General features: G+C 73.7%; 26 protein-coding genes and 2 pseudogenes. 14 read left to right on the plus strand and 14 right to left on the minus strand.

Annotated elements, in window-relative coordinates:
• Nucleotides 1-64 precede the first annotated feature (64 nt).
• Nucleotides 65-1,423, plus strand: a complete 1,359-nt coding sequence (gene gabT / locus BLW04_RS10590) for a 4-aminobutyrate--2-oxoglutarate transaminase (protein WP_091539956.1) — start codon at nucleotides 65-67, stop codon at nucleotides 1,421-1,423.
• Here the strand turns inward: gabT and BLW04_RS10595 are convergent.
• On the minus strand, nucleotides 1,312-2,877 hold the full coding sequence (locus tag BLW04_RS10595; RefSeq protein WP_254781288.1) for an aldehyde dehydrogenase family protein: 1,566 nt from the start codon (nucleotides 2,875-2,877) through the stop codon (nucleotides 1,312-1,314). The two genes, gabT and BLW04_RS10595, sit on opposite strands and share 112 nt — an antisense overlap.
• A 197-nt stretch (nucleotides 2,878-3,074) precedes the next feature.
• On the opposite strand from BLW04_RS10595, the gene BLW04_RS10600 reads away from it, so the two are divergent.
• The 7 genes from BLW04_RS10600 to BLW04_RS10625 all read left to right on the plus strand — a co-directional run bounded on the left by BLW04_RS10600 (nucleotide 3,075) and on the right by BLW04_RS10625 (nucleotide 8,779).
• A complete protein-coding gene (locus BLW04_RS10600) occupies nucleotides 3,075-4,541 on the plus strand; it encodes a purine-cytosine permease family protein (RefSeq protein WP_091539960.1) in 1,467 nt (488 codons plus the stop codon).
• The gene (locus BLW04_RS10605; RefSeq protein WP_091539964.1) at nucleotides 4,538-5,935 is read left to right on the plus strand and encodes an amidase; all 1,398 of its coding nucleotides are present in this window, start codon (nucleotides 4,538-4,540) and stop codon (nucleotides 5,933-5,935) included. The genes BLW04_RS10600 and BLW04_RS10605 overlap by 4 nt, the downstream gene beginning before the upstream one ends.
• Nucleotides 5,936-6,035: 100 nt before the next feature.
• On the plus strand, nucleotides 6,036-7,016 hold the full coding sequence (gene speB, locus BLW04_RS10610; protein ID WP_091539966.1) for an agmatinase: 981 nt from the start codon (nucleotides 6,036-6,038) through the stop codon (nucleotides 7,014-7,016).
• Nucleotides 7,017-7,066: 50 nt separating this feature from the next.
• Nucleotides 7,067-7,375, plus strand: coding sequence for a hypothetical protein (locus BLW04_RS27520; protein WP_217630979.1), 309 nt, complete (start codon nucleotides 7,067-7,069; stop codon nucleotides 7,373-7,375).
• Nucleotides 7,376-7,399: 24 nt separating this feature from the next.
• Nucleotides 7,400-7,963 (plus strand): flavin monoamine oxidase family protein, encoded by a 564-nt coding sequence (locus BLW04_RS27525; RefSeq protein WP_217630980.1) that lies wholly within the window; start codon nucleotides 7,400-7,402, stop codon nucleotides 7,961-7,963.
• A gap of 406 nt (nucleotides 7,964-8,369) precedes the next feature.
• The gene (locus tag BLW04_RS29610; RefSeq protein ID WP_091539969.1) at nucleotides 8,370-8,474 is read left to right on the plus strand and encodes a helix-turn-helix domain-containing protein; all 105 of its coding nucleotides are present in this window, start codon (nucleotides 8,370-8,372) and stop codon (nucleotides 8,472-8,474) included.
• A gap of 35 nt (nucleotides 8,475-8,509) precedes the next feature.
• Nucleotides 8,510-8,779, plus strand: a complete 270-nt coding sequence (locus tag BLW04_RS10625; RefSeq protein WP_175483996.1) for a nucleotidyltransferase domain-containing protein — start codon at nucleotides 8,510-8,512, stop codon at nucleotides 8,777-8,779.
• Here BLW04_RS10625 and BLW04_RS10630 read toward each other — a convergent pair.
• Nucleotides 8,751-9,944: a S1C family serine protease gene (locus BLW04_RS10630; protein WP_175483997.1), complete on the minus strand. Its 1,194-nt coding sequence runs from the start codon at nucleotides 9,942-9,944 to the stop codon at nucleotides 8,751-8,753. The genes BLW04_RS10625 and BLW04_RS10630 overlap by 29 nt on opposite strands.
• Before the next feature lie 205 nt (nucleotides 9,945-10,149).
• Between BLW04_RS10630 and BLW04_RS10635 the strand changes: the two genes are divergently transcribed.
• The gene (locus BLW04_RS10635) at nucleotides 10,150-10,683 is read left to right on the plus strand and encodes a single-stranded DNA-binding protein (RefSeq protein WP_091540128.1); all 534 of its coding nucleotides are present in this window, start codon (nucleotides 10,150-10,152) and stop codon (nucleotides 10,681-10,683) included.
• A 115-nt stretch (nucleotides 10,684-10,798) separates the two neighbouring features.
• Entirely contained in the window at nucleotides 10,799-12,469 is a 1,671-nt protein-coding gene (ettA, locus tag BLW04_RS10640; RefSeq protein ID WP_091539976.1) for an energy-dependent translational throttle protein EttA, read from the plus strand.
• On the opposite strand, the gene BLW04_RS25865 is transcribed toward ettA, so the two are convergent.
• Complete coding sequence (locus BLW04_RS25865) at nucleotides 12,445-13,122, minus strand: protein-tyrosine phosphatase family protein (RefSeq protein ID WP_139306805.1); 678 nt, start codon at nucleotides 13,120-13,122, stop codon at nucleotides 12,445-12,447. The two genes, ettA and BLW04_RS25865, sit on opposite strands and share 25 nt — an antisense overlap.
• Here BLW04_RS25865 and BLW04_RS10650 point away from each other — a divergent pair.
• Together BLW04_RS10650 and BLW04_RS10655 are read left to right on the plus strand one after the other, a co-directional pair.
• Entirely contained in the window at nucleotides 13,121-13,498 is a 378-nt protein-coding gene (locus tag BLW04_RS10650) for a VOC family protein (RefSeq protein WP_139306806.1), read from the plus strand. The two genes, BLW04_RS25865 and BLW04_RS10650, sit on opposite strands and share 2 nt — an antisense overlap.
• 87 nt (nucleotides 13,499-13,585) lie before the next feature.
• Entirely contained in the window at nucleotides 13,586-13,999 is a 414-nt protein-coding gene (locus tag BLW04_RS10655; protein WP_091539981.1) for an acyl-CoA thioesterase, read from the plus strand.
• 79 nt (nucleotides 14,000-14,078) lie between these two features.
• Here the strand turns inward: BLW04_RS10655 and BLW04_RS10660 are convergent, their stop codons facing one another.
• The 10 genes and pseudogenes from BLW04_RS10660 to BLW04_RS10695 form a co-directional block, all read right to left on the minus strand.
• Nucleotides 14,079-14,615, minus strand: a complete 537-nt coding sequence (locus tag BLW04_RS10660) for an MOSC domain-containing protein (RefSeq protein ID WP_091539984.1) — start codon at nucleotides 14,613-14,615, stop codon at nucleotides 14,079-14,081.
• Nucleotides 14,612-15,265, minus strand: a complete 654-nt coding sequence (locus BLW04_RS10665; protein ID WP_091539986.1) for an energy-coupling factor transporter transmembrane component T — start codon at nucleotides 15,263-15,265, stop codon at nucleotides 14,612-14,614. The genes BLW04_RS10660 and BLW04_RS10665 overlap by 4 nt, the downstream gene beginning before the upstream one ends.
• Nucleotides 15,262-15,927, minus strand: a complete 666-nt coding sequence (locus tag BLW04_RS10670) for an energy-coupling factor ABC transporter ATP-binding protein (RefSeq protein WP_254781291.1) — start codon at nucleotides 15,925-15,927, stop codon at nucleotides 15,262-15,264. The genes BLW04_RS10665 and BLW04_RS10670 overlap by 4 nt, the downstream gene beginning before the upstream one ends.
• A gap of 74 nt (nucleotides 15,928-16,001) precedes the next feature.
• On the minus strand, nucleotides 16,002-16,562 hold the full coding sequence (locus BLW04_RS10675) for a biotin transporter BioY (protein ID WP_091539989.1): 561 nt from the start codon (nucleotides 16,560-16,562) through the stop codon (nucleotides 16,002-16,004).
• A gap of 34 nt (nucleotides 16,563-16,596) precedes the next feature.
• Nucleotides 16,597-17,292 carry an alpha-amylase family glycosyl hydrolase gene (locus BLW04_RS28320; protein WP_254781294.1) on the minus strand — a complete coding sequence of 232 codons (696 nt, stop codon included), beginning with the start codon at nucleotides 17,290-17,292 and terminating at the stop codon, nucleotides 16,597-16,599.
• 56 nt (nucleotides 17,293-17,348) lie between these two features.
• Nucleotides 17,349-17,618: pseudogene (locus BLW04_RS28325) on the minus strand (alpha-amylase family glycosyl hydrolase); the annotation flags it as partial.
• Nucleotides 17,578-17,961, minus strand: a complete 384-nt coding sequence (locus BLW04_RS28330; RefSeq protein WP_254781297.1) for an alpha-amylase family glycosyl hydrolase — start codon at nucleotides 17,959-17,961, stop codon at nucleotides 17,578-17,580. The gene BLW04_RS28330 and the pseudogene BLW04_RS28325, both read right to left, overlap by 41 nt.
• Nucleotides 17,962-18,035: 74 nt before the next feature.
• Nucleotides 18,036-18,473, minus strand: coding sequence for a globin (locus BLW04_RS10685; RefSeq protein WP_091539992.1), 438 nt, complete (start codon nucleotides 18,471-18,473; stop codon nucleotides 18,036-18,038).
• Nucleotides 18,470-19,804 (minus strand): MFS transporter, encoded by a 1,335-nt coding sequence (locus BLW04_RS10690; protein WP_139306807.1) that lies wholly within the window; start codon nucleotides 19,802-19,804, stop codon nucleotides 18,470-18,472. Before BLW04_RS10690 ends, BLW04_RS10685 begins: the two co-directional genes overlap by 4 nt.
• 189 nt (nucleotides 19,805-19,993) lie before the next feature.
• Nucleotides 19,994-22,078 carry a prolyl oligopeptidase family serine peptidase gene (locus BLW04_RS10695; protein WP_091540007.1) on the minus strand — a complete coding sequence of 695 codons (2,085 nt, stop codon included), beginning with the start codon at nucleotides 22,076-22,078 and terminating at the stop codon, nucleotides 19,994-19,996.
• Between the two features lie 230 nt (nucleotides 22,079-22,308).
• Between BLW04_RS10695 and BLW04_RS10700 the strand changes: the two genes are divergently transcribed.
• Both BLW04_RS10700 and BLW04_RS29615 read left to right on the plus strand, forming a co-directional pair.
• Nucleotides 22,309-22,806 (plus strand): HNH endonuclease, encoded by a 498-nt coding sequence (locus tag BLW04_RS10700; protein WP_091540137.1) that lies wholly within the window; start codon nucleotides 22,309-22,311, stop codon nucleotides 22,804-22,806.
• A 181-nt stretch (nucleotides 22,807-22,987) separates the two neighbouring features.
• Nucleotides 22,988-23,517: pseudogene (locus BLW04_RS29615) on the plus strand (hypothetical protein).
• Here BLW04_RS29615 and kynU read toward each other — a convergent pair.
• A complete protein-coding gene (kynU, locus tag BLW04_RS10710) occupies nucleotides 23,487-24,767 on the minus strand; it encodes a kynureninase (RefSeq protein ID WP_091540011.1) in 1,281 nt (426 codons plus the stop codon). The pseudogene BLW04_RS29615 and the gene kynU overlap by 31 nt on opposite strands.
• Nucleotides 24,768-24,789 lie beyond the last annotated feature (22 nt).

Here is a 24,789-nt window from a genome sequence, read left to right on the forward strand (position 1 = left end):
GCGACCGCACCCTTGCAGCACGCCCGTCCCCCGTCCGGGGGCAGCGCACTGCAAGGAGGCAGCGATGACCGACGTGCTCACCGGACCGGCGAGCGTCACCCAGGAACGCCGACTGGTCACCGAGGTCCCCGGTCCTCGCTCGCGCGAGCTGCTGGAGCGGCGCACCGCCGCGGTCGCCTCCGGCGTCGGGCTCACGCTGCCGGTCTTCGTCGAGCGCGCCGGTGGGGGAGTGGTCGTCGACGTCGACGGCAACTCACTGATCGACCTGGGCTCCGGGATCGCCGTGGTCAGCGTGGGCAATGCTGCCCCCCGGGTCGTCGAGGCGGTCCAGGCGCAGGTGGCAGCCTTCACCCACACCTGCTTCATGGTGACGCCCTACGAGGGCTACGTCGCCGTCTGCGAGGAACTCTCCCGGGTCACGCCCGGCGATCACGCCAAGAAGTCGGCGCTGTTCAACTCCGGGGCGGAGGCCGTGGAGAACGCCGTCAAGATCGCCCGGCACGCCACCGGGCGGCAGGCGATCGTGGTCTTCGACCACGCCTATCACGGCCGCACGAACCTGACGATGGCCCTGACCGCGAAGAACATGCCTTACAAGCAGGGCTTCGGGCCGTTCGCCACCGAGGTCTACCGGGTGCCGATGTCCTACCCGTACCGCGACGAGCCCGGCCTGACCGGGCCGAAGGCCGCCGCCCGCGCACTGGCGCTGGTGGAGGCCCAGGTGGGCGCGGGCAACGTGGCTGGGGTGCTCATCGAGCCGATCCAGGGCGAGGGCGGTTTCGTCGTCCCGGCCGAGGGCTTCCTGCCGGCGATCGCCGACTGGTGCCGGGCGTCCGGGGCGCTGTTCGTCGCCGACGAGATCCAGACCGGCTTCTGCCGCACCGGCGACTGGTTCGCCTGCGAGGCCGAGGGCGTCGTCCCCGACCTGATCACCACCGCCAAGGGCATCGCCGGTGGGCTGCCGCTGGCCGCGGTCACCGGCCGGGCCGAGCTGATGGACGCCGTCCACTCCGGTGGCCTGGGCGGCACCTACGGCGGCAACCCGGTGGCATGCGCGGCGGCGCTGGCCACCATCCAGACGATGCGCGAGCAGGATCTCGCCGGTGCCGCCCGGGCCATCGAGGCGACGATGCTGCCCCGGCTGCGCGCGCTGCAGGAGCGCACCGGCGTGATCGGCGACGTCCGGGGCCGCGGCGCGATGATCGCTATTGAGCTGGTTCGGCCGGGCACCAGCGAGCCCGACGCCGAGCTGACCGGGCGGATCGCCCGCGCCTGCCACGCGCAGGGGGTCGTCGTCCTGACCGCGGGGACCTACGGCAACGTGCTGCGTTTCCTGCCGCCGCTGGTGATCGGTGAGCACCTGCTCACCGAGGCGCTCGACGTCCTGGACGCCGCCTTCGCCCAGGAGGCGGGGGCCCGCTGAGCGCTCGCTGACCCCGCACGCACGTCGGGTCCGGCTCCTCGTACGGAGGAGCCGGACCCGAGGTGCCTGTTCAGACGTCGATGCCGGCCCACGCCGGAATCCTTCACCCCGCCGTAGGGCATCTGGTCGGCCCGGAAGCTGGGCACGTCGCCGATGACGACCCCGCCGAGGTCCAGCACCTGGGCGGCCCGGAAGGCGACCTGGAGGTCGGCGGTGAAGACGCCGGCCTGCAGCCCGAACCGGGAGTCGTTGACCCGGTCGAAGCCCTCGTTCACCGAGTCCACGGTCTCCAGGACGACGACCGGCCCGAAGACCTCCTCGCAGGACACCTTCGCGGTTGCCGGGACGCCGGTCAGCACGGTCGGCGCGTAGCTAGCGCCCTCGCGGACCCCGCCGGTGAGCACCCGCGCCCCAGCGGCCACGGCCTCGTCGACCCAGCTCTCCACCCGCCGGGCGGCATCCTCGTCGATCAGCGGACCGACGTCGGTGGCGTCGTCGGCCGGGTCGCCGTTGGCCAGCTTCCCGACCGCCTCGACGACGCGCGTGGTGAGCGCGTCGGCGATGTCCCGGTGCGCGTAGACCCGCTGCACCGAGATGCAGGACTGGCCGGCCTGGTACATCGCGAAGGTGGCGATCCGTCCGGCGGCCCAGGCCAGTGCCGTCTCCCCGCCCTGGTCGGGTCCCACCACGACGGCGGCGTTGCCGCCCAGCTCCAGGGTGACGTGCTTGCGCGGCACGGAGTCCCGGATCGACCAGCCCACCGGCACCGATCCGGTGAAGGAGACGACCGGCAGGCGCGGGTCGCGCACCAGCTCGGCGGCGACCTCGTTGGGCACCGGCAGCACCGACCAACTGCCCTCGGGCAGGTCGGTCTCGGCCAGCAGCTCACCGAGCAGCAGCGCCACCAGCGGGGTCGCCGGCGCGGGCTTCAGCACGATGGGCGCCCCCACGGCGATGGCCGGCGCCACCTTGTGCGCGACCAGGTTGAGCGGGAAGTTGAACGGCGCGATGCCGAGCACCGGGCCGCGCGGCACCCGGCGGACCAGGGCCATCCGGCCGGTTGCGGCCGGGTCGGTGTCCAGCCGCTGCAGGGTCCCCGACCACCGGCGGGCCTCCTCCGCGCCCCAGCGGAAGGTGGACCCGGCGCGGGCCACCTCCAGCCGGGCCCACTTCAGCGGCTTGCCGGACTCCGCGGTGATCAGCCGGGCGAACTCCTCGCCGCGCTCGGCGATCCGGCGGGAGACGTGGTCGAGCGCGGCGGCGCGTAGCGACGCCGGGGTGGCGGCGAACGGTGCCCGCGCCCGGTCGGCGGCCTCGAGCGCCTCCTCGACGTGGACGGCGGTGGCCAGCGTGGTGCGGCCGGCCTCCGAACCATCGTGCGGAGAGCGCACCTCGAGCGCGGAGTTGCCGGTCGTCGGTCGACCGGCGACCCAGTAGGGCAGGGACGTGTGCACGGCAACTCCTCGGGTGCGGCGGTGTGGTGCCCGCACGCTGCCGGACCCGCCGCCGCTGTGGGCGTGCCGATGTGGACAGGCCCCAGCGGCCCGGGGCGCCACAGTGGCGTCTCACGGTGGTTCCACTTCGTCGCTACGGTCTCGCCGTGCCGGCCACCGGGCCGGCACCTGACCGGTGCGAGAGAGCAGGAAAAGCCGTGGCGAACGCGCGCAGTGACACCCCGAAGGTCGGGGGCGTCGAGGTCCGCTCCATCGACTACGTCCCGCTGGACGAGCGGCACGGGAAGCTGTCCGACCTCGGACCGCTGTGGTTCATGAGCAACGCCCAGATCGCCACCCTGGCCGTGGGGCTGATCAGCATCACCAGCGGCGGCAACCTCATCTGGTCGCTGATCGCCATCATCAGCGGCGCGCTGATCGGCACGTTCTTCATGGCGTTCCACTCCGCGCAGGGCCCGCAGCTCGGCCTGCCGCAGATGATCCAGTCGCGGCCGCAGTTCGGGTACATCGGCGCCCTGCTGGTCTGGCTGTTCGCCTACCTGCAGTACGCCGGGTTCAACATCTTCAACACGGTGCTGGGCGCCCAGGCGCTGAGCACGACCATCCACGGCAGCCCGAAGCTGTGGATCGTGATCGTGACCGCGGTGGCCTTCGTCATCGCGCTCGTGGGCTACGACCTGATCCACCGCTTCGAGCGCTACCTCGCCTACGGCTTCCTGCTGATCTTCGGGATCTTCACGATCGGCGCCCTGGTGACCCTGGACTTCCCGGCCGGGGCCTTCTCCCTCGGCGGCTTCTCCTGGACGCCGTTCCTCGCGCAGTTCGGCGTGGTCGCCGGCTACCAGATCAGCTGGGCCATCTACGTGTCGGACTACTCCCGCTACCTCCCGCCGGACGTCACGGTGCGCAAGACGTTCCTGTGGACCTACTGGGGCTCGGCGCTGGGCGCGATCTGGCTGATGTGCCTGGGCACGGTGCTGGCGGCGGCGGTCTCCAGCGGCGAGGCCTTCGACACGATTACGGCCATCAACGACGCCGGGGACCGGGTGTTCACCGGCTTCGGCGCGATCGTGCTCATCTTCTCCACCCTGGGTCTCATCTCGGTCACCGCGCTGAACATGTACGGCGGGTCGCTGACGCTGATCAGCGCCATTGACTCCTTCCGCAAGGTGCGCCCGACGCTGGCCGTCCGCATCGTCACCATCGCCGTCACTGCCGGGCTGTCGCTGATCGGTGCCCTGGGCGCGTCGGAGGACTTCCTCGGCAACTTCGAGAGCTTCCTGCTCCTTGTGCTCTACCTGTTCATCCCGTGGACGGCGGTGAACCTCGTCGACTACTTCATCGTCCGGCGCGGGCACTACGCGATCGCGGAAATTTTCAACCCGCGCGGCATGTACGGCCGCTGGGGCTGGCGCGGCATCGGGTCCTACCTCGTCGGGTTCGCGGTGATGGTGCCGTTCTTCAGCACCGGGGAATTCACCGGCTTCATCGCGCAGGCGTTGGGCGGCGCGGACCTGTCGCTGTTCGTCGGCCTGCCGGTCGCCGGCGTCCTCTACTACGTGCTGGGGAAGTCGATCGACGTGGCGGCGGAGACCCGGGTGGCCGAGGCGGAGGCGGCCGAGCTGGAGGCCGCCGCCGGCCGGCACGAGGCCCTCGGCTCGTGATCGGTCTGCTCGCGCAGCAGCTGCGCGACCGGGAGGTCTCCGCGCGGGAGCTCGTCGAGCGGTCCCTGGCGCTCATCGAGGCCGGCAACGGCCGGATAAGGGCGGTTGTCGCGCTGCGCGCGGAGCGGGCCCTCGCCGAGGCGGCTGACGCCGACCGGGCGCGGGCGGCGGGGGAGACCCTCGGCCCGCTGGCCGGGCTGCCGGTCCTGGTCAAGGACCTCGAGGACGTCGCGGGCATGACGACCACCCGGGGCTCGCTGCTGCACGCCGACGACGCACCGGCCGCGGCCGACGGCCTGGTGCCCGGCCGGCTGCGCGCGGCCGGGGCGATCGTCGTGGGCAAGACCAATCTGCCCGAGGCCGCGTTCGAGGCCTACACGGCCAACCGGCTCTTCGGCGTCACCCGCAACCCGTGGGATCTCGACTGGTCGCCCGGCGGGTCCAGCGGCGGGTCGGCCGCCGCACTGTCGGCCGGGATGGTGCCGATCGCCACCGCGACCGACGGGGGCGGTTCGGCGCGCATCCCGGCGGCGTTCTGCGGGCTGGTCGGGCTGAAGCCGACCAACGGCATCGTCGGCCGGGGACTGCTGCCGTCCTGGATCGACCTGTCCACCGACGGCCCGATGGGCCACTCGGTCGCCGACGTGGCCGGCCTCCTCGACGTCATCAAGGGGCCGGTGGCCGGTGACCCGAGCGCCCTCCCGCGGTGGGAGCCGGGTCCGCTGCCCGCCCGGGTGCGGCTGCTGGCCGCCCCGCGCACCGTCGACTGGGGCCCGCTGGACCCCGACCTGCAGCGCGCCTTCGACGACGCGCTGGCCGTGCTGGACCGGGAGCTCGGGCTGCCCGTGGAACTCGTCGAGCCCGCCGCGGTGACGCCGGCGGGCAACGCCGACGAGGACTGGTTCACGATCTGCTGCACCGAGCAGGCCCACGAGGTGGGGCGTGCCCGGCTGGCGGAGCAGGCCGACCGGTTCGACCCGGTGTTCCTCGACCACATGCGCGCCGGCCTGGAGGTCTCGATCGACGAGTACCTCGCCGTCCGGCGGCGGCGCTTCGACCACACCCGCGCCCTGGATCGGCTGCTCGGGGACGACGGCGTCCTGGTCACCCCCACGCTGGCCATGACCGCGCAGCACGCGGACGGCCGGATGGTGGGTGCGGCTGAGCCCGGCACCCCGGCCGACGCGCTCAACACCTGCCTGCAGAACATCACCGGCGCCCCGGCGCTCTCCCTGCCGGCCGGCCGGCTGCCGGGCGGGCTGCCGTTCGGGGTGCAGCTCACCGGCCCCCGCTTCCGCGACGACCTGCTGCTCTCCCTGGGTGCCCGGTGGGAGCAGGTGCGGCCGTGGCCGTGGTACGCGCCGGGCTTCGAACCGCTGGCCGCTCAGCCGTGACCGGGCCGGGTGCCCGCCGGGCCCCGGCTGCCATCCCCTCACACGGGCGGGCCATCGTGGTACCCGACCGCCGCCACCGACCCCATCAGGAGGGCAACGCATGACCGACGAGCTGCCCCGCGTCACCGTCGACGGGCGCGTCGGCCCGGTCGACGCCAGCCTCGTCCCGCGCTTCGTCGGCCCGGCGACCTTCGCCCGGCTGCCGCGGCTGGACCAGGTGTCCGACGTCGACGTGGCCATCGTCGGCGTCCCGTTCGACGCCGGGGTCAGCTACCGGCCCGGCGCCCGGTTCGGCCCGGCGCACGTGCGCGAGTCCTCCCGGCTGCTGCGCCCCTACAACCCCGCGTTGGACGTGGCGCCGTTCGGGCTGCAGCAGGTCGCCGACGCCGGTGACCTCGCGGTGAACCCGTTCTCCATCGACGAGGCGGTCGCGCAGGTGGAGCGCGGCGCCGACGCGTTGCTGGAGCGCGCCGGCCGGCTGCTGACCATCGGCGGCGACCACACGATCGCCCTGCCGCTGCTGCGCTCGGTGGTGCGCCGGCACGGCCCGGTCGCCGTGGTGCACTTCGACGCGCACCTGGACACCTGGGACACCTACTTCGGCGCGGCCTACACCCACGGGACCCCGTTCCGGCGGGCGTCGGAGGAAGGCCTCATCGACCGCGAGGCGAGCATGCACGTCGGCATCCGCGGCCCGCTGTACGCGGCCAGCGACCTGTCCGACGACACCGCCCTCGGCTTTTCGGTGGTGCACGCCCGGGAACTGGAGGACCTCGGCTCGCGCGGCGTGATCGAGCGGATCCGGGCCCGGGTGCTGGACCGGCCGGTGTACGTCTCGGTCGACATCGACGTCCTGGACCCGGCGTTCGCCCCGGGCACCGGCACCCCTGAGTCCGGTGGCCTGCTCAGCCGCGAGCTGCTCGCGGTCCTGCGGGGCTTCGGCTCGATGCGGCTCGTCGGGGCCGACATCGTCGAGGTCGCGCCGGCCTACGACCACGCCGAGATCACCGGTATCGCCGCCTCGCACGTCGCCTACGAGCTGCTGTCGGCCATGGCGCTGACGGGTGGACGGCCTGCCTGACCTCCGCCATCCCGGTCGCCGCCCACGAGTCGGGCGAGGAGCGGGCCCCGTTGACCACCGCCGACGACGACCACCTGAGCATCGTGGGCGCGAGCCAGCAGGTGCCGGTGGGGCTGTGGCACCGGGCGTCGGAGCGGCCGGCGCACTGGCCGGAGGGGACGACGCTGGCCGCGCTGCACCCCGGCGGGCAGCCGTTCCCGGCGGTGACCCGGCTGCACCGCACAGCGCCGAACAACGTGTCGGTCACCGACGCGAGCGGAGCGATCCGGACCTACCGCGCCGCGGTCTTCACCGCGCAGAGTTGCATGCTGCTGTCCCGGATCTCCTGCGACGAGGACCTCTTCCCGATCGACCACTGAACGGCGATCGAGCAAATCCACTACATGGGCTCGGCGAAGCTGTTCTGCCTGGTCGACCGACCGTTCTGGAAGGACGTCGACCCGCAGACCGGCCGGCACCGGATGAGCATGACGCTGTCGGACCGGATGACCCGGGGCACGTACCTGCTCGACCGGGGCGAGGGCCGCCCGGGGCCGATCTGCCTGTCCTACACCTGGGCCGACGACTCGCTGAAGTGGCTGCCGCTGTACGGCGAGGAGCGGACGGAGGTCATGCTCGCGTCGCTGCGGGAAATCTACCCGGACGTGGACCGGTGGCTCCACATCATCGCCTCACCGGTGACGGTGTCCTGGGAGGCCGAACGCGACTTCATGGGCGCGTTCGAGGCCAACCTCCCCGGCCGCCACCGGTACCAGCGGCGGCTGTCCACCCACTTCGTGCAGGAGGACCTGCCGGAACGGTTTCACGGGCTGTTCCGGGCCGGGGACGACGTGTCCTGGACCACCGGCTGGGCCGACGGCGCGGTGCAGACGGCGCTCAATGCGGTCTGGGGGGGTGGTCCACCACCTCGGGGGTGCCAGTTACCCGGACAACCCAGGCCCGGGTGACCTGTTCGACCAGCTCGCGCCCGTGCGGCCGCCGGAGGACTGAGTAGCCGCCCCGCGCGCCGGCAGGCATCGAACCTGCGACCGAGTGCTCAGCAGCGGACGGCGACTGGCGCTGTGCCCGCCGGCGTCCTGTCGGATCGCTCACCCGCTGCTTCAAGCGTTCTGACCACAGTTGTCCGGTCACTGCCCACTGGGCCGGAGCGGCGCCGAGCCCGCCCCGGGATGAGTCGGAGGGCCACGCCGGGCTGCCTGCTGGGACCGACGGACGTCCCTCGGACGGCGTCGCCTCTCTCTCGGGGAGGGCTGACACGGGCCGTGCCCAATATTGACAATTCGCTATAGTTCCGGGGATGCCGGTCATCGACGCCGCAGGCAGCCTGGTGCGGGAGGCGCGCCGCCGCGCGGCATGACCCAGGCCCAGCTCGCTGACCGCGCTGGCATCACGCAGAGCGTAGTCATTGCCTATGAATCCAGCCGCCGGGAGCCTGCGCTGCCGTCCTGCTCGCGCTGATCGCCGCCACCGGCCATGCCCTCGAAGGGACGTTGGTGGCGGCCGACCCGGCGGTCCCGGTGCCCCTGTCGGGCCCGTTGGGGCGGCGGGTGAGTCGGCACCGCCAGCGGATCAAGGCCATCGCCGCCTCCTACGGCGCCGGCCCCGTGCGGGTCTTCGGCAGTGTCGCGCGGGGGAGCGAGCGCGCCGACAGTGACATCGACCTGCTGCTGGACCTGCCCGAGCGCAAGGGGACGACACCGGGCGAGGCCGGGCAAGCATCGGCTCCCGAAGGTGTCAGTCCGCGGGGCCGCTGGCGAGGGTAACGGTCGCCGAGTACGCCGTGCCCGCGCTGTCGGTCCAGGAGACGGCGACCTGGTCGCCGGGGTCGAGGTCGGCCAACGCGGTGGTCACGGCGTCCGCCGAGGTGACCGCCGTCCCGCCGATCGTGGCGAGCACGTCACCAGCCGTCAGCCCGGCCTCGTCGGCCGGGCCGCCGGGAACCACGCCAGCGACCGTCGAACCGCCGGTACCCCCGAGCAGCGAGACCCCGAGGAACGCCGGGTAGCCCTGGTGGACGGTCCCGTCGTCGACCCCGGCCCCGATCTGACCGGTGATCTCCAGGGCGGTCGTGATCGGCACGGCGTAGGCCTGCCCTCCGGTGCTGGACGCGGCGGTGTCCATGCCGATGACCTCACCGTCGGCGTCGAACAGGGGGCCACCGGAGTCGCCGGCCACAACGTCGGCGGCGATCTGGATCAGGCCGGTCAGCTGCTCGGCGTTGCTGCCGGTCTCGTCGGTGGCGGTGATCGACTGGTCGAGTGCGGTCACCGAGCCGGCCGCGGCGCTGGTGGAGTCCACGTCGCCGCCGGCGTTGCCGACCGCCGTGACCTCGTCGCCGATGGCCGCGGCGTCCCTGCTGACCGGCACGGTGTCCAGCCCGAACGCGTCGGTCAGCTGGAGGACGGCGACGTCGTCGGTCGGGTCGGTGCCGACGACGGTGGCGTCGTAGGTGGCCCCGGTGCTGAGGACCGTCACGGTGATGCTCGTGGCGCCTTGGACGACGTGGTTGTTGGTGAGCACCTCGCCGTCGGAGGTCAGCACCATGCCGGTGCCGGCGGCCGACGCGTTCTGGTAGCCCAGGCCGGTGGTGATGTCGACGACGCCGACCACCTGGTCCGACGTCGCCGTCGCCGCGGCGGTAACCGCGGAGCCGCTCGAGGTGGAGCCGCCGTAGGCGCCCACGCTCCCGGAGCCGTCGCCGCCCAAACGGCCACCCAAGCCGCCGAACCCGGCGCCGGGGCCGAATGCGGTCACGGCCGGCTCGGCTACCACCGACGACGCGGCAGTCGACGTGCTGCTGCCTTGGGCCGCCTGGAGGCCGAGGACGGTGCTGGCGGCGATGCCGACCATGCCGAGCGTGCCGACCGCGACGACCCGGGTGCGCCGGCGCTGCTGAGTGGGGATGGGCGCGGCTGCTGTCTCTGTCACGCCCCCAGGAGACGACGCCGATCCCAGCGCAAGCTGTGCGCTTCCTCCGAGATCGCTGCGAGCGCTGGCCGTCGTCCACAGCGGAAAGCCCCGTCCACAGATCAGCCACGACCGTGGTCCCGGGCTCGCGCGCCGAGCACCGTGGGGACATCCCGGCAGGCCGCCGGGCGCGCCGACCCGGCGTCCGACCTTCCTGAGGAGCACCGTGAACGACACCCACATCACCGTCGTTGGCAACGTCGTCGACACTCCGCGCCGCAACCGGCTGAGCACCGGCTCGGTGACCAACTTCCGGCTGGCCTCCACGGCCCGGCGCTTCGACGGCGAGGCGAAGGACTTCGTCGACGGCGCCACCCTCTGGATCGACGTCGCCTGCTGGGGCGAGCTCGGCGGCAACGTCGCGCACAGCGTCAGCAAGGGCGATCCGGTCATCGTCCAGGGCACGATCGCGACCGACAGCTGGGAGACCGACGCCGGCCGCCGCAGTGCGGCGAAGATCAAGGCCACCTCGGTGGGGCTGAACCTGGCGCGCGGGTGGGCGGAGTTCCACCGGCCGAGCCGGAACACCTCGCCGGCGGAGCTCGTCCCGCCCGAGGTCGGCGAGCCCGGCGACCCGGGGGAGTCGCCCCTCGGCGACCTGGCCAACCGGTCGACGGATTACCAGGACGACTCCGCGACGTTGCACGGCGAGAGCGCCGACGACCTCGCCGCCGCGCAGGCACTCGAGCCCGCTCGGTGACGTGAGCCTCCACGACTGGGAGGATCGGCGCTGAGAACGCAGGGGGCGGGGCTCGAGACTCGGACGCAGCCCGGCCCCGCCCCCACTCGCGACGCGACGGAAGGCTCCATACCCAGTGGCCCAGTACATCTACTCGATGGTGCATGCGCGCAAGGCGCACGGCGACAAGGTGATCCTCGACGACGTCACCCTGGCGTTCCTGCCCGGCGCCAAGATCGGCGTCGTCGGACCCAACGGCGCCGGCAAGTCGACGGTCCTCAAGATCATGGCCGGCATGGAGCATGCCTCCAACGGCGAGGCCATCCTCAGCCCCGGCTACTCCGTGGGCATGCTCCAGCAGGAGCCCCCGCTGAACGAGGACCTCGACGTGCGCGGCAATGTCGAAGAGGCGGTGAAGGACCTGCGCGCGGCGCTGAACCGCTTCGAGAAGGTCAACGAGGGGATGGGCGAGCCGGACGCTGACCTCGACGCGCTGATGGCCGAGCAGGGCGAGCTCATGGAGGTCATCGAGAACGGCGACGGCTGGGAGCTCGACAATCGCATCGAGCAGGCCATGGACGCGCTGCGCTGCCCGCCCGGCGACGTCGACGTCCGGGTCCTGTCCGGTGGTGAGCGACGCCGGGTGGCGCTGTGCAAGCTGCTGCTGGAGGCCCCCGACCTGTTGCTCCTCGACGAGCCCACCAACCACCTCGACGCCGAGAGCGTGGCGTGGCTGGAGGCGCACCTGGAGAAGTACGCCGGCACCGTCGTGGCCGTCACCCACGACCGGTACTTCCTGGACAACGTGGCCGAGTGGATCCTCGAGCTCGACCGCGGCCGGGCCTACCCCTACGAGGGCAACTACTCCACCTACCTCGAGACCAAGGCCGGCCGGCTCAAGGTCGAGGGCGCCAAGGACGCCAAGCGCGCCAAGCGCCTCAGGGACGAGCTGGAGTGGGTGCGTTCGGGCGCGAAGGCGCGGCAGGCCAAGAGCAAGGCGCGCCTCGCCCGGTACGAGGAGATGGCGGCGGAGGCCGACAAGTTCCGCAAGCTCGACTTCGAGGAGATCCAGATCCCGCCGGGCCCCCGGCTGGGCAGCATCGTCATCGAGACCAAGGACCTCACCAAGGGCTTCGGCGACCGGGTTCTGATCGATGACCTGTCCTTCACCCTGCCGCGCAACGGCATCGTCGGGGTCGTCGGCCCCAACGGCGTCGGCAAGACCACTTTGTTCAAGATGCTGGTCGGGGAGGACAAGCCCGACGACGGCGACATCAAGATCGGCGAGACGGTCAAGGTTGCCTACGTCGCCCAGGACCGCAGTGGCATCGACCCGGCCAAGTCGCTGTGGGAGGTCGTCTCCGACGGGCTGGACCACATCAAGGTCGGCAACGTGGAGATGCCCTCGCGGGCCTACGTGTCGGCGTTCGGCTTCAAGGGCCCGGACCAGCAGAAGAAGGCCGGCGTGCTCTCCGGCGGTGAGCGCAACCGGCTGAACCTGGCCCTGACGCTCAAGCAGGGCGGGAACCTGCTGCTGCTCGACGAGCCCACCAACGACCTGGACACCGAGACGCTCACCAGCCTGGAGAGCGCGCTGCTGGAGTTCCCCGGCTGTGCGGTGGTCGTCAGCCACGACCGCTGGTTCCTCGACCGGGTGGCGACGCACATCCTGGCCTACGAGGGCGACTCGAAATGGTTCTGGTTCGAGGGCAACTTCGACGACTACGAGAAGAACAAGGTCGAGCGGCTCGGCGCGGACGCAGCCCGCCCGCACCGCGCCACCTACCGCAAGCTCAGTCGCGACTGAGGAAGGACCCCCTCCTCCCCACCCCTCGCACGCTCAGGGCGGTGCCCGGGAGGGGGCCTGCGACGGCCGGCCGTGCCTCTGGGCCTCGGCCGGCCGTCGTCGTCGTCTCCGGGCCTCATCGAGTCGGCGGGAACCGGGCAACGAACGCCCGCTGCCCGGGGGGTCTCGACCGCCCGGCTCCGGTAGTGGTCGCGCACGTAGGCCACCGCGCGGTCGGCGGCCAGCCCGTCGAGCACCGCCAGGCAGGCCAGCGCGGTGCCCGTCCGGCCGTGCCCGCCCCGGCAGGCCACCTCCACCCGCTGGCTGTCGGCGCGCCCGAGCACGTCGGCCAGCGCCGCCCACAGGTCGCCGGGGTCCCATGGCAGCCGGAAATCCGGCCAGGTCACCCAGCGGCTTTCCCACGGCTGCACTGCCGGCCGGCGGCCCAGCAGGTAGACGCCGAACTCCGGCTCCGGGCCTGCCGGCAGCGGACTGCCCACGCCCCGGCCGCGCACCAGCCGTCCCGACGGGAGCGTCAGCACCCCCGCTGCAGCGGCGTCCCACGCCACGGGCGCACGGCCCGGCCGTCCGCCGGACCGGCCGGGATCCCGGCCGCTGGGCTGCCGAGTGCCGTCGATGGCGCCGCCCACCTGTCGATACTTGCATGTGGGCATGCATCGGATCCTGCTGCGCGAAGTGGTGATCGACGCGCCGCGGGACACGTTCCCCGCCACCCGCGACTTCTGGGCTGCTGCGTTGCTGGCCGACGCGCATCAGGTGCCGGCACACCCGGAGTTCACCGCGCTGCTGGAGCCCGCCGCACGGTCATGGGTCGGGCTCCAGGAGATCTGCGGCGGGCCCGCGCGGTATCACCTGGACATCGAGACCGACGACGTGGCGGCCGAGGTGGCGCGGCTGGTCGGGTTAGGCGCGGAGCAGGTGGCCGAAGGGCGGACCTGGGTCGTCCTGCGCGACCCGTCGGGTCTGCTCTTCGACGACGTCCCCGCGGAGTCGCCGTGGTTTGCGGAGCGGGCCCGCGAGGTCGGGTAGCGGCGGCCGACCGTGCGCCCGCGGTCTGCCCCGGCCGTCGGTGACCCGGCAGCGGGGCGCCGCGCGTCATGCGGCAGGGTTGGCCCGGTGAGGCACACCGTCGCCGTCCTGATGCGCTGGTCGGACATGGACGCCTACCAGCACATCAACAACGTCGCCTTTCTCGGCTACTTCGAGACGGCCCGCGTCGACCTGTTCTTCGACCACCCCACCCACGATGAGAGGACCGGCCTGCGCCGGGGCATCGTCGTGGCCTCCCACGAGGTCGCCTACAAGCGCTCGGTCGTCTACGACGCCGAGCCGCTGGAGGTGCAGATCTGGGTTTCCGGCATCCGCGCGGCCGCCTTCACCTGCCACTACGAACTGTTCGACCACGGGCGACTCGCCGTCACCGGCAGCTCCCTGCTGGTGACGGTCGACTTCGCGAACAACCGCCCGCGGCGGCTCACCCCGGAGGAGAAGACCTTCCTGGGCAAGTACCTGGACGACGCCCCCGCCTGAGCCGGCGCGGGCCTGAGCCGGCGTGGGCTTGAGCCCGAGAAGCGCCCGGCTCGAGCTCGAAAATGCCCTCGGGGGGCGTTCAGCCGAGCGTGACGACCCGGGCGATCGGCCGGTCCGCGCCCACCGGGGCACCCCACTCGGCCGCCTCCTCGTCGGACACCGCCCGGACGACGTCCCCCTCGCCGATCGCACCGCCGGCGAACACGGCGGCGTTGATTCCGCCGCGGGTGGCCAGCGCCTTGACCAGCCGGTGCCCGGTCAGCAGCTCCAGGTGCCGGCACGGCGGGCAGCGCTTCGACCCGAACAGCAGCACGTCGCCGACGGTGAAGTACCGGCCGACCAGCGCGGGCAGGTCCACCCCGCCGGTGACCACGTTGCGCCGGGTGTCGCCTGGCGTGAGGTCCACGCCCGCCGCCAGCCCGGCCGCGGCCACCTCGTCGGCGTCGATCAGCGTGACCTGCTTCTCCAGCGCCGGATAGCGCGCCCAGGTGCCCCCGCCGAGGGCGTAGCGGTCGCCGTCCAGACCAACGCCGGGCAGCGCGACGACCGAGGGCCGGCGCACCATCGGCGCGGCCGCGGACGGCGCCGTCCAGATCTCCTGCACCCAACCGGTCATCGTCGTCCTCTGCTCGGTGGGCGCGCAGGTGGCGCGTCGTCGTCGGCGCCGCGGGCGTCCAGTGCCTCGGCGGTGGTGTGCGCCATTTGAAGTACCTGCACCAGCAGCGGCACCGCGGTCGTCGTCCAGGCGCGGATGCCGCGCACCGTGCCCCCGCGGGCAGCCTGCGCCTCCCGGATCCGCTCGGCCCGCTCGGCCACCAGCGGGATGAACCGCAGCGTCATGGCGATGAGCAGGCCGATCCGGGCCGGGCGCACCCCGAACACGCGCAGCGGCGAACACAGCCACTCCACGACCGCCACCAGCTCGGTGACCCGCGTCGTCGCGGTGACCACCGCGGCGGCCAGCACCAGCGCGAGCAGCCGCAGTACGACCAGCGCCGCGCCGGCTACCCCGCCGACCACGCCCGTCACGATGGCCAGCGCGACCAACCACCACAGGACGGCGCGCACCTGGCGGCCGAGCAGCGCCGGCGGCAGCCGGGCGACCCCCAGCCCGACCAGCACGACCGCGGCGAGCACCCCACCCACGACCGGCAGCGTCGGGACGGCGAAGACGACGACGCTGACCGCCACCAGGGTCAGCAGCTTCGCTCCCGCCGGCGCCCGGTGCACGGGGCTGCCGGTCGGGACGTACAGCGCGAGCGTCATGGCCGGCCGGCCATCAACGACCTGTACGCGGCGATGGCCGCGGCCGGGGAGTCGTCGGCCACCAGCCGCCCGGTGTCGAACACCAGCACCCGGTCGAAGCCCTCGAGCAGCGGCAGGTCGTGCGTGACCACCACGACGGACTGCTCGAGCTCGGCCACCAGCAGGGCCACCCGGCGGGCATTCAGCAGGTCCAGCAGGGTCGTCGGCTCGTCCAGCACGATCCGGGCCGGGCGCATGACCAGCACGCCGGCGAGGGCCAGCAGCTGCTTCTGCCCGCCGGACAGCAGGTGCGCCGGGTGGTCGGCGTGCCCGGCCAGCCCGTACCGGGTCAGCACCTCGGCCACCCGCTCGGCCCGCTCGGCGGGCGCCACGCCCATGTTCTCCAGCCCGAAGGCGACGTCCTCGGCGACGGTGGGGTGCACGATCTGGGCATCGGGGTCCTGGAACACGAACCCGACCCGGCGGCGCACCGCCCGGGTGGCCGTCCGGGTGTCCAGGCTGTCGACGGTCACCGTCCCCTCGGTGGGAACGACCAGGCCGTTGAGCAGCCGGGCGAAGGTGCTCTTCCCCGAGCCGTTGGCACCGACGACACCGACGCGCCGCTCGGTCAGCCGCACGGTCAGGTCGGCCAGCACCGTGCGGGCGCCGTAGCTGTGGCCCACGCCGGTCAGCTCGATACCCCGGCCGGGATCAGCGGCTGTGTCCGGCGATCGCTCGGCGGGGGCCCGCCTCCTCCTCACTGGGAGGCGGCCGCCCGGCGCGGGCGCTCGATCACCGGGTAGGCGCGGCGCACCTGGACGGCGACCAGCGAGGCGACGACCGCCTTGACCGCGTCGCCGGGCAGGAACGCGAACGAGCCGGTGAACGCGGCGGCCAGCGGGATGTCGCCGTAGAGCGCGAGGAACGGGATGCCGATCGCGTAGACCACGACGATGCCGCCGACCACGTTCGCCAGCAACGCCCAGCCGAGGTTGTACCGGGACCAGCTGAGCTCGGTGATGAGCCCGACGACGAACGCGCCGATCGGCCAGCTGTAGAGGTATCCGCCCGACGGGCCGGCGAAGACGCTCAGCCCTCCGGAGCCGCTGGCCAGCAAGGGCAGACCGACGGCGACCAGCACCAGAAACAGCAGCAGCGCGAGGAAGCCCCGCCGCGCGCCGAGCACCGACCCGGCGAGCATGACCCCCAGCGTCTGAGCCGTAATCGGCACCGGACCGACCTGGATCGCCGGCACCAGTCCCAGGACGGCGGTGATCGCGGCGAACAGCGCCACGTAGGCGAGGTCTCGGGTCTTCACGGATCCGGAAGGTACCCGATCCCGGCGGCTCGGCTCAGTGGTGCAGCCCAGAGGGCGGCGTCGTCGGGCAGTCGGCCGTCGTCCACCGGTGCGCTGGCCAGCAGAACCCGGCCCTCCCGGGACCTGCACCGGAACGCCGGAAAGGTTGAGCAGGCACACCAGCCCGCCGTGACGGCGGAGGGCCAGGCACCCCCGGGCGCGGGCGCCCACTCCAACGACGGGCCGGCCAAGGCCGCCGAGCGGCGCAGCGCGAGCGCCGTCCGGTACAGCGACAGCATCGAGTCCGGGGGGCCTGCGCCGCCGCGGTCAGCGGGCCCCAGCCGGACGGCATCGGCACCCGGCAGGCGTCCCGGCCGCGCTCGGTGTGCCCGGACCGCTCCCAGATCGGGTCCCGCAGCACCTCGTCGGGCAGGTCGACGTCGGGTCGGCCGAGCTCGTCGCCGTTGTAGACGTGCGCCGCCCCGGGCAGCGCCAGATGCAGCAGCGCCGCCGCCCGGGCCCGGCGGGTGCCCCGCTCGCCGTTGCCGTAGCGGGTGACGTGCCGCAGGCGGTCGTGATTGGACGGCAGCCAGCAGGCCGGTGCGGGGATGGTCGCCACGGTGGCCGGCGAGTGCTCGATCGCCGTCCGCAGGTTGTCGCCGTCCCAGTCGGCGGTGAGCGCCTTGAAGTTGAAGGCCAGGTGCAGCTCATCGGGGCGCAGGTGCTGGGCCAGCCGGTCGTCGTCGGCCACCACACCTCGCCGACGGCCATCGTCCCCGGGTACCGGTCGAGCACGGCGCGCACCCGGCGGTGGATGGCGTGCACGCCGTCCTGGTCGAAGCGGTGGTCACCGCGGCCGTGGTCGGCGAGCAGCCCGGTGTCCTCCATGGGCACCATGTCCGGCAGCCCCTGGGGCTTGGCCATGCCGTGGGCCACGTCGATCCGGAGCCCGTCGACGCCGCGGCCCAGCCAGCACCGCAGCGTCGTCTCCAGGTCGGCGACGGCCTCCGGGTTGGTGAAGTCAAGGTCCGGTTGCTCAGGGGCGGACAGGTGCAGGTACCACTGGCCGTCGGCCATCCGCGTCGGCCCCCTCCGGGCCACGGTCGTCGTGGAAGACGTACCGGGCGCGCGCCGGGGAGCCGGGCGCGGACGCCAGCACCTCGGCGAACCAGACGTGAGCGTGCGAGCTGTGGTTGGGCACCAGGTCGACGGTCACCTTGATGCCCCGGGCGTGCGCGTCGGCCAGCAGCGCGCCGAATTCGGCCAGGTCGCCGAAGACCGGCTCCACGTCCCGCGGGTCGGCGACGTCGTAGCCGTGGTCGGCCGTCGGCGAGGGGTAGAACGGCGTGATCCACAGCGCGTCGACACCGAGGTCGGACAGGTACGGCAGCCGGTCGCGGACGCCGACCAGGTCGCCCACGCCGTCGTCTCGGGGGTGGTCGAGCAGGACGTCGCGTGCTGGCCCAGCGGGAGCTCCGGAGGTGCAGGGGGCAGTCAGGAGCCGGGGGACAAGGTCCCACCGGCCTCGTCGGGGAAACGGTTCTGCATGCTGCGGGCGGCCATCTCCAGGTAACCCCAGAGCGTGGCGTCCTGCGCGGCGGGCAGTTCGAGGGAGTCGACCGCGGCCCGCATGTGGGTCAGCCACGCGTCCCGCTCGACCTCGCCGATGGCGAACGGTGCGTGCCGCATCCGCAGGCGCGGGTGGCCGCGCTGCTCGGAGTAGGTGCGCGGGCCGCCCCAGTACTGCTCGAGGAACAGCCGCAGGCGCGACTCGGCGCCGGCCCAGTCGTCGGCCGGGTACAGCGGCCGGAGCACCGGGTCCTCCCGGACGGCGGCGTAGAAGTGCGCGACGAGCCTGCGGAACGTCGGCTCCCCGCCGATCTCGGCATAGAAGCTGCGTGCCGAGGGCAGCAACCGGCTCGTCTCGCTCATGCCCCCGATGGTCCCTCAGCGACGCAGCCGGGGGCCACGTGGGCTCCCGGGTCGTGGTGCAGAGTGCGGCGGGTGCGCTGAATTGCCACCAGCGGTCCGGCGACCGCCAGCAGGCCGATCCCGCCGGCCAGCGCGACGACCGTGCTGGGGGCCAGCGCCTCGGCCCCCAGCCCAGCCAGTAGGACGCCCAGACCCTGGACGCCGGAGAGCCCGGCCACCGCGACCCCGAAGGCCCGGCCGCGGTAGGCGCTGGGGACGGCCTGCACGAAGGCCACGTTGAGCGGGATGTTGAACGCCCCGCCGACGCCGGCCACGAAAAACAGGGCCAGCACCAGGACGAGGGCCGCCGTCCCGGTGCCCAGCCACAGCGGCACCAGGCCGGCCAGCAGCAGGCCGGTCAGGGACAGCACCGCCAGCGGCACCAGCAGCCGGTTGCGCAGCGCCGGTGGGCACAGCCGGCCCACCACCAGCCCGCCGACCGCGGTGCCGGCCGGCGCCGCCGCCAGCAGCAGCCCGGTGGCCGACGTCGTCCCGACGAGCTGGTCGCCCAGCGGCGCCGCGATGCCCTCCGGCCCGTTCACGAACGTCGCGGCCACCCACAGCAGGCCGACGATGCTCAGCAACCGGGGCGAGCCGGCGATGAAGCGCAGTCCGCTGCCGGTGTCGCGCCAGATCGACCGGGGCCCTCCTTCGTCGTCCTCCAGCGCCGGAGCCGGCCGGCGCTGCAACCCACGGCTGAGCCACACGGCGGAGACCGCGAACGTGGCGGCGTCGAGCAACAGCGCCACTGACGGGGAGAAGGCGGCCAGCAGCGCCCCACCCAGCAGGAAGCCGACCAGCTGGGAGAACTGCGAGGTGATGCCGGTCAGCGACGTGGCCACCGCGTAGCGGTCGCCCTCCAGGACGTCGGCCATGAGCGCGGACCGGGCCGCCTCGAACGGTGGCGCACAGACCGAGACCAGCAACAGCAGGCCGAGCAACACCGGCAGGGGCGTCCCGGGGACCGCCATGCCCGCGACCAGGACCGCCCGGACCACGTCGCTGGCGATCAGCACCCGGTGCCGGGGCAGCCGGTCGGCCAGCGCGGCCAGCACCGGGCCGCCCACCAGCCACGGCAGGAAGCTGATCGCAAAGGTCACCGCGGACAGCAGCGCGGAGTCGGTGCGCTGGTACACGAGGATCGTCAGGGCGACCCGGGCCAGCTCGTCGCCGATCGTCGACAACAGGTAGGAGCCGAACAGCGGCCGGAACTCGCGGACGGCGAAGACCTGGCCGAACGTGGCCGGCCGCTCGCCGCCGGCGGTGGCGCCGCGGCCGGGACGGCGGCTCAGCGCGGACCCACGTCGCTGGTGGCCGAGCCCTGTCCGCTGACCGACGGTGCGCTGCTCATGACGGTGAGTCTGGCAGGTCGGTCCGTCACGTCCGATGACCGGGAGCCGTGTCGGTTCCGGTTTGCCCCGCGGGGGCGTCTCTGCAGTGGGCGTGGTGCCGAATCCGCACCGGCGGCGTCCGGGACGGCCTCAGTCGGTCCGCAGCCCGGTGTGCGCGGCGAGGAAGGCGAGCTGGTCGGCGGCCAGTTCGACGGTGCGGCTGACAGCCCGGGCGCCGTGGCCCACCGACAGCTCGCGGCGCAGCACGACCGGCCGCGTCGAGCTCGTCGCCGCCTGCAGCGCGGCGGCCAGCTTGCGGGCGTGCAGCGGGTCGACCCGGGTGTCGGACTCGAACGTCGTGAACAGCACCGCGGGGTAGGCGGTGCCCTCGACCACCCGGTGGTAGGGCGAGTAGCCCAGCAGCCAGCCCAGCTCGACCGGGTCGGCGGCGGTGCCGTACTCGTCGTTCCAGGTGCGGCCCAGCCCGAACAGCTCGTAGCGGACCATGTCCAGCAGCGGTGCGCTGCACACGACCGCCGACACCAGGTCGGGGCGCTGGGTCAGCATCGCCCCGGCCAGCAGCCCACCGTTGGACCCGCCCATCACGGCCAGCTGCTCCGGCGTGGTCCAGCCCTCGGTCACCAGGTGCTCCCCGGCGACGGCGAAGTCGTCGAAGACGTTCTGCTTGCGCTCCCGCATGCCTGCGCGGTGCCAGTCCTCGCCGTGCTCGGAGCCGCCGCGCAGGTTCGCCACGACCCACACGCCCCCGGCCGCCACCCAGGACAGCGCCTGCGCGCTGTAGGCGGGGGTCAGGGAGACGTTGAAGCCGCCGTAGCCGTACAGCACGGTGGGCCGCGGGGCCTCCGGGGCGCCGGCCCCGGAGAGGATGAACAGGTGCACGGGCGTGCCGTCGGCCGACGTCGCGTGGGTCTCCACCACCTGGATCGCCGGCACCTCTCCGGCCACCGGCGCCTGCTCCCACACGGTCAGCGACGCCGGGGCAGCAGCGTCCCAGCGGAACACCGACGGGGGTGTCGCGTAGTCGGTGTAGCCGACCCACGCGGTGCTGCCGCCCTCCGGCGGCGCGCTCACCCCGGCGACGCTGCCCGGCCGCAGGTCGGTGACCTCGGCCAGCGGTGAGGGTGGGGAAGCGACCGGGTCCGCGGCCCACACGGAGAGCCGGTCGGTGGCGTCGGTGGCGTGCACGGCGAGCACCTGGAGGTCGCCGTCCGGGCCGTCGACGAGGGCGAGGTCGGCGAACACGCCGTCCGGCTGCTCCGGGATCACCTCGTGCCACGCCGACGGCGGCCAGGTGGCCGGGTCGGCCGGGTCGGCGACGGCCAGCCGGCTGCGCGGGGCGTCCCGGTCGGAGTGCAGCCACAGCCGGCCGTCGCGGGCGACCCACGCCGACGTCTGGGCGTCCACGCCCACCTGCAGCTCGCGCAGCGCGCCGTCCCCGGCCAGATCGGCGAGCCACACGTCGTCCCGCGGGGCGGTGCCGATGGCGGCAGAGACGACCAGCCAGCGCCCGTCGGCACTGGTCCGCGCCCCGAAGTAGGTGGCCGGGTCGCTGCCCTCGCCGTGCACGAGGACGTCGGTGTCCGGGTCGGCGCCGACCCGGTGGCGCCACACCCGGCGGTGGAACTGCTCCTCGCCGGCCGGGACCAGCCCGGGCGCCAGGCGGCGCACGTAGAACAGCTCCTCGCCGCCGGGCAGCCAGGCGACGGGGGAGTAGCGGCAGCGATCGACCGGGCCGTCGAGCAGCTCGCCGGTCGCGACATCCAGCACGAACAGCCGGGACTCCTCGTCCCCGCCGGTGGAGACCTGGTATGCCAGGCGGTAGCCCTCCCAGGACGGCGACCAGGCGTCCAGCGTCGTGGTGCCGGCCGGGTCCAGGGCCATGGGATCGACCAGCACGCGCACGGTCCCGTCGGGCTCGGTCACCCGCAGCACCGCGTGCTCCTGGCCGGGGTCGCGGCGGGTGGAGAAGGCGCGCCCGGCCCGCCACACCGGGATGCCTACCGCACCGGCGTGCACCAGCGCGGCCATCCGCTCGGCAAAGGCAGCCCGGCCGGGGAGTGCGCCGAGCACCTCGGTGGCAAGCTCGTCCTGGGCCGTCGCCCAGGCGGTGGTCCGCGGGTCGGCGACGTCCTCCAGCCAGCGGTAGGGGTCGGCAACGGCGTTGCCGTGCAGGTCCTCGACCAGGTCCAGGCGGGTGGCGTCGGGGTATCGCACGCGCCGACGGTAGCCGGGCCGACGAATTCGCCGTGCCGGAGGACGGATCCGCAGTGCAGGATGGGGGAGCCCGTGGGTCCTCGCAGCACCCGGCGGCCCGGGGCACTCGGAGGTGTCCCGTGTCGATCACCGCACTCGGGTCGTCCGCGGCCGGCCATCGGGGCCCCGCCCACGACTCGCATTTCGGGCCGCGCGCGCCTGCCCCGGCAGCCGCGACCACCGGCGCCACGCTGTTGCTCAACGCCACCTACGAGCCGCTGTGCGTCGTCTCCAGCCGCCGGGCGATCGTGCTCGTGCTCGCCGCCAAGGCCGAGGCGGTCGACGTCACCGACGACGAGGTGCACGCCGAGCGACTGACCCTGGCCGTGCCGATCGTGGTGCGGCTGACCCGTTACGTCCGGGTGCCCTACCCCGTGCAGGTGCCGCTGTCCCGGCGGGCGGTGTTCACCCGTGACGGGCAGACCTGCGTCTACTGCGGCGGGTCGGCAACCAGCATCGACCACGTCGTGCCGCGCAGCCGCGGGGGCACGCACACCTGGGACAACGTGGTCGCTGCGTGCCGCCGGTGCAACCACGCCAAGGCCGACCGGTACCTCGCCGAGCTCGGCTGGTCGCTGCCTCGGCCGCCCGGGGCGCCCAGCGGAGCCGCCTGGCGGCTGCTCGGGCACCGCACCGTCGACCCGCGCTGGCGCACGTGGCTGGGCATGCCGGACTCGGTCAGCGCGTGAAGAAGGACCCTCGTGCCCCCCGGAAAGGACCCCGTCCCCCTCACCCCTCGCAGGCTCGGGGCGAGCCTCGGGACGGGCCATCCGAGTTCGCGGCGGGGCCCTGCACGAGGGCCGTTCCATCGCCCGGCACCTGTGGGCGCTCGGTGAGCCGCTGCACGCCGTCACCTCCTTCGCCGACGAGGTGCGCACCGCTGCCGAGGCTGTCGGCCCGCCCGGCTTCTGGGCCGGCTACTTCGCCATGCGCGCCGCGCCCCTCGGGCCGGTCGGGCCCGCGGTGGTGACGGCCACCTTCGCGTCCTTCGCACCGGTCTTCGTGGCCCGCCGGGTTCCTGCGGTCTGGAACTCGGTCGCCCCGGCCGCGCGCTCAGCGCCCGGCTGGCCGGGGTGGACGCCGCGGTCGCCCGCGCCCTGCCCGGGTGGCGGGAATCCGCCGAGGCGTCGGAGGCCGCGGACCTCGCCCGCCGGGCCGCCGAGGCGGTCGACGTCCCGGGGCGGCCGCTGGCGGCGGCCAACGCCGGGCTGCCCTGGCCCGACGCCCCGCATCTGGTGCTCTGGCAGGCGCTCACCACCCTCCGCGAGCACCGCGGGGACGGCCACCTCGCGGCGCTACTGCAGCACGAGTTGCTGGTCCCTGGACGACTGGGGGACGGGGTCCTTCCCGGGGGCACGAGGGTCTTTGCTCAGGTGACGCGGGCGCGCTCGGTCGGATAGGCCTCGTGCGCGCCCTCGGCGAGCACGGCCCGGAACCGGTCCATCGCGTCCCAGACATCGACGAAGCGGGTGTACAGCGGCGCCGGGCCGAAGCGGACCCGGTTCGGCGTCCGGAAGTCCGGGACGACGCCCCGGTCGACCAGCGCCTGGGTCAGCTGCCAGGCCGCGGGGTGCACCAGGCTGACGTGCGAGCCGCGCCGGGTTGCGTCCCGGGGCGAGGCGACGGTCACGCCGTGCTCGGCCAGGTCGGCGTCGGCCAGCGCGATGAGCAGCCCGGTCAGCGCCTGGCCCTTGGCGGCCAGCCGGTCGATGCCGGCCTCCGCGCTCAGCCGGGCACCGACCTCCACCGCCGCCATCGCGAGCACCGGGGGAGTGCCGACGGCGAAGCGGTCTACACCGTCGGCCGGGTCGTAGGCCGGCCCCATGGCGAACTGGTCGCGCTGGCCGAACCAGCCCCAGATCGGCTGGCGCAGTTGGTCCTGCAGTTCGCGGCGGACGTAGAGGAAGGCCGGCGCGCCCGGCCCACCGTTGAGGTACTTGTACGTGCAGCCGACGGCGAGGTCCGCGCCCGCCGCGGTCAGGTCGGCGGGCACCGCACCGGCGCCGTGGCTGAGGTCCCAGAGCACCAGCGCACCGGCCTCGCGGGCCAGCGCGGTGACCGCCGCGATGTCGACCAGCGCGCCGGACCGGTAGGCCACCTGGGACAGGACGACGACCGCGACCCGGTCGTCCAGCGCTGCCGCCAGCGTGCCCAGGTCCAGGCCGGCGTCGATGTCCGCGTCCACCTCGCGCACCGTCATCCCGCGCTGGGCGGCCACCCCGGCGACGACGTAGCGGTCGGTGGGGAAGTCGTCGGCGCAGCAGACCAACACGTCCCGGCCGGGGTGCGCGTCGGCCGCAGCGACGAGCAACTTGTAGAGGTCCACCGAGGTCGAGTCGCCCACCAGGACCTCGCCGGGCCGGGCGCCGAGCACCCCGGCGGCCAGCACGTCCCCGATCCGCCGGGACTGCTCCACCCAGTCGCGCCAGGAGCCGACCAGCCCGCGGCCCCACTCCTGCTCCACGACCCGGGCCAGCGCCGCCGGGGTCTCCCGGGGCAACCGGCCCAGCGAGTTCCCGTCGAGGTAGAGCAGCCGGCCGTAGGTCCCACTCTCCGTGTCACCGTCCTCGGTGCCGGTGAAGCGGGCCCGGAAGCCGGCCAGCGGGTCGGTGTCGTCCAGGGCGGCGGCCGCGGCGCGGGAGAGGTTCACGGCTCCTGTCTACCGCCCCGCC

It is taken from the genome of Modestobacter sp. DSM 44400, from assembly GCF_900107175.1.
GTDB lineage: Bacteria > Actinomycetota > Actinomycetes > Mycobacteriales > Geodermatophilaceae > Modestobacter.

Bases quoted from the DNA above. Each gene is read 5' to 3' on its own strand.
- gabT (WP_091539956.1), top strand. From the start codon at position 65: ATGACCGACGTGCTCACCGGACCGGCGAGCGTCACCCAGGAACGCCGA.
- speB (WP_091539966.1), top strand. From the start codon at position 6,036: ATGACCGACGAGCTGCCCCGCGTCACCGTCGACGGGCGCGTCGGCCCG.
- BLW04_RS27525 (WP_217630980.1), top strand. From the start codon at position 7,400: ATGGGCTCGGCGAAGCTGTTCTGCCTGGTCGACCGACCGTTCTGGAAG.
- BLW04_RS29610 (WP_091539969.1), top strand. From the start codon at position 8,370: ATGACCCAGGCCCAGCTCGCTGACCGCGCTGGCATCACGCAGAGCGTA.
- BLW04_RS10650 (WP_139306806.1), top strand. From the start codon at position 13,121: ATGCATCGGATCCTGCTGCGCGAAGTGGTGATCGACGCGCCGCGGGAC.
- BLW04_RS25865 (WP_139306805.1), bottom strand. From the start codon at position 13,122: ATGCCCACATGCAAGTATCGACAGGTGGGCGGCGCCATCGACGGCACT.
- BLW04_RS10660 (WP_091539984.1), bottom strand. From the start codon at position 14,615: ATGACCGGTTGGGTGCAGGAGATCTGGACGGCGCCGTCCGCGGCCGCG.
- BLW04_RS10665 (WP_091539986.1), bottom strand. From the start codon at position 15,265: ATGACGCTCGCGCTGTACGTCCCGACCGGCAGCCCCGTGCACCGGGCG.
- BLW04_RS10685 (WP_091539992.1), bottom strand. From the start codon at position 18,473: ATGAGCGAGACGAGCCGGTTGCTGCCCTCGGCACGCAGCTTCTATGCC.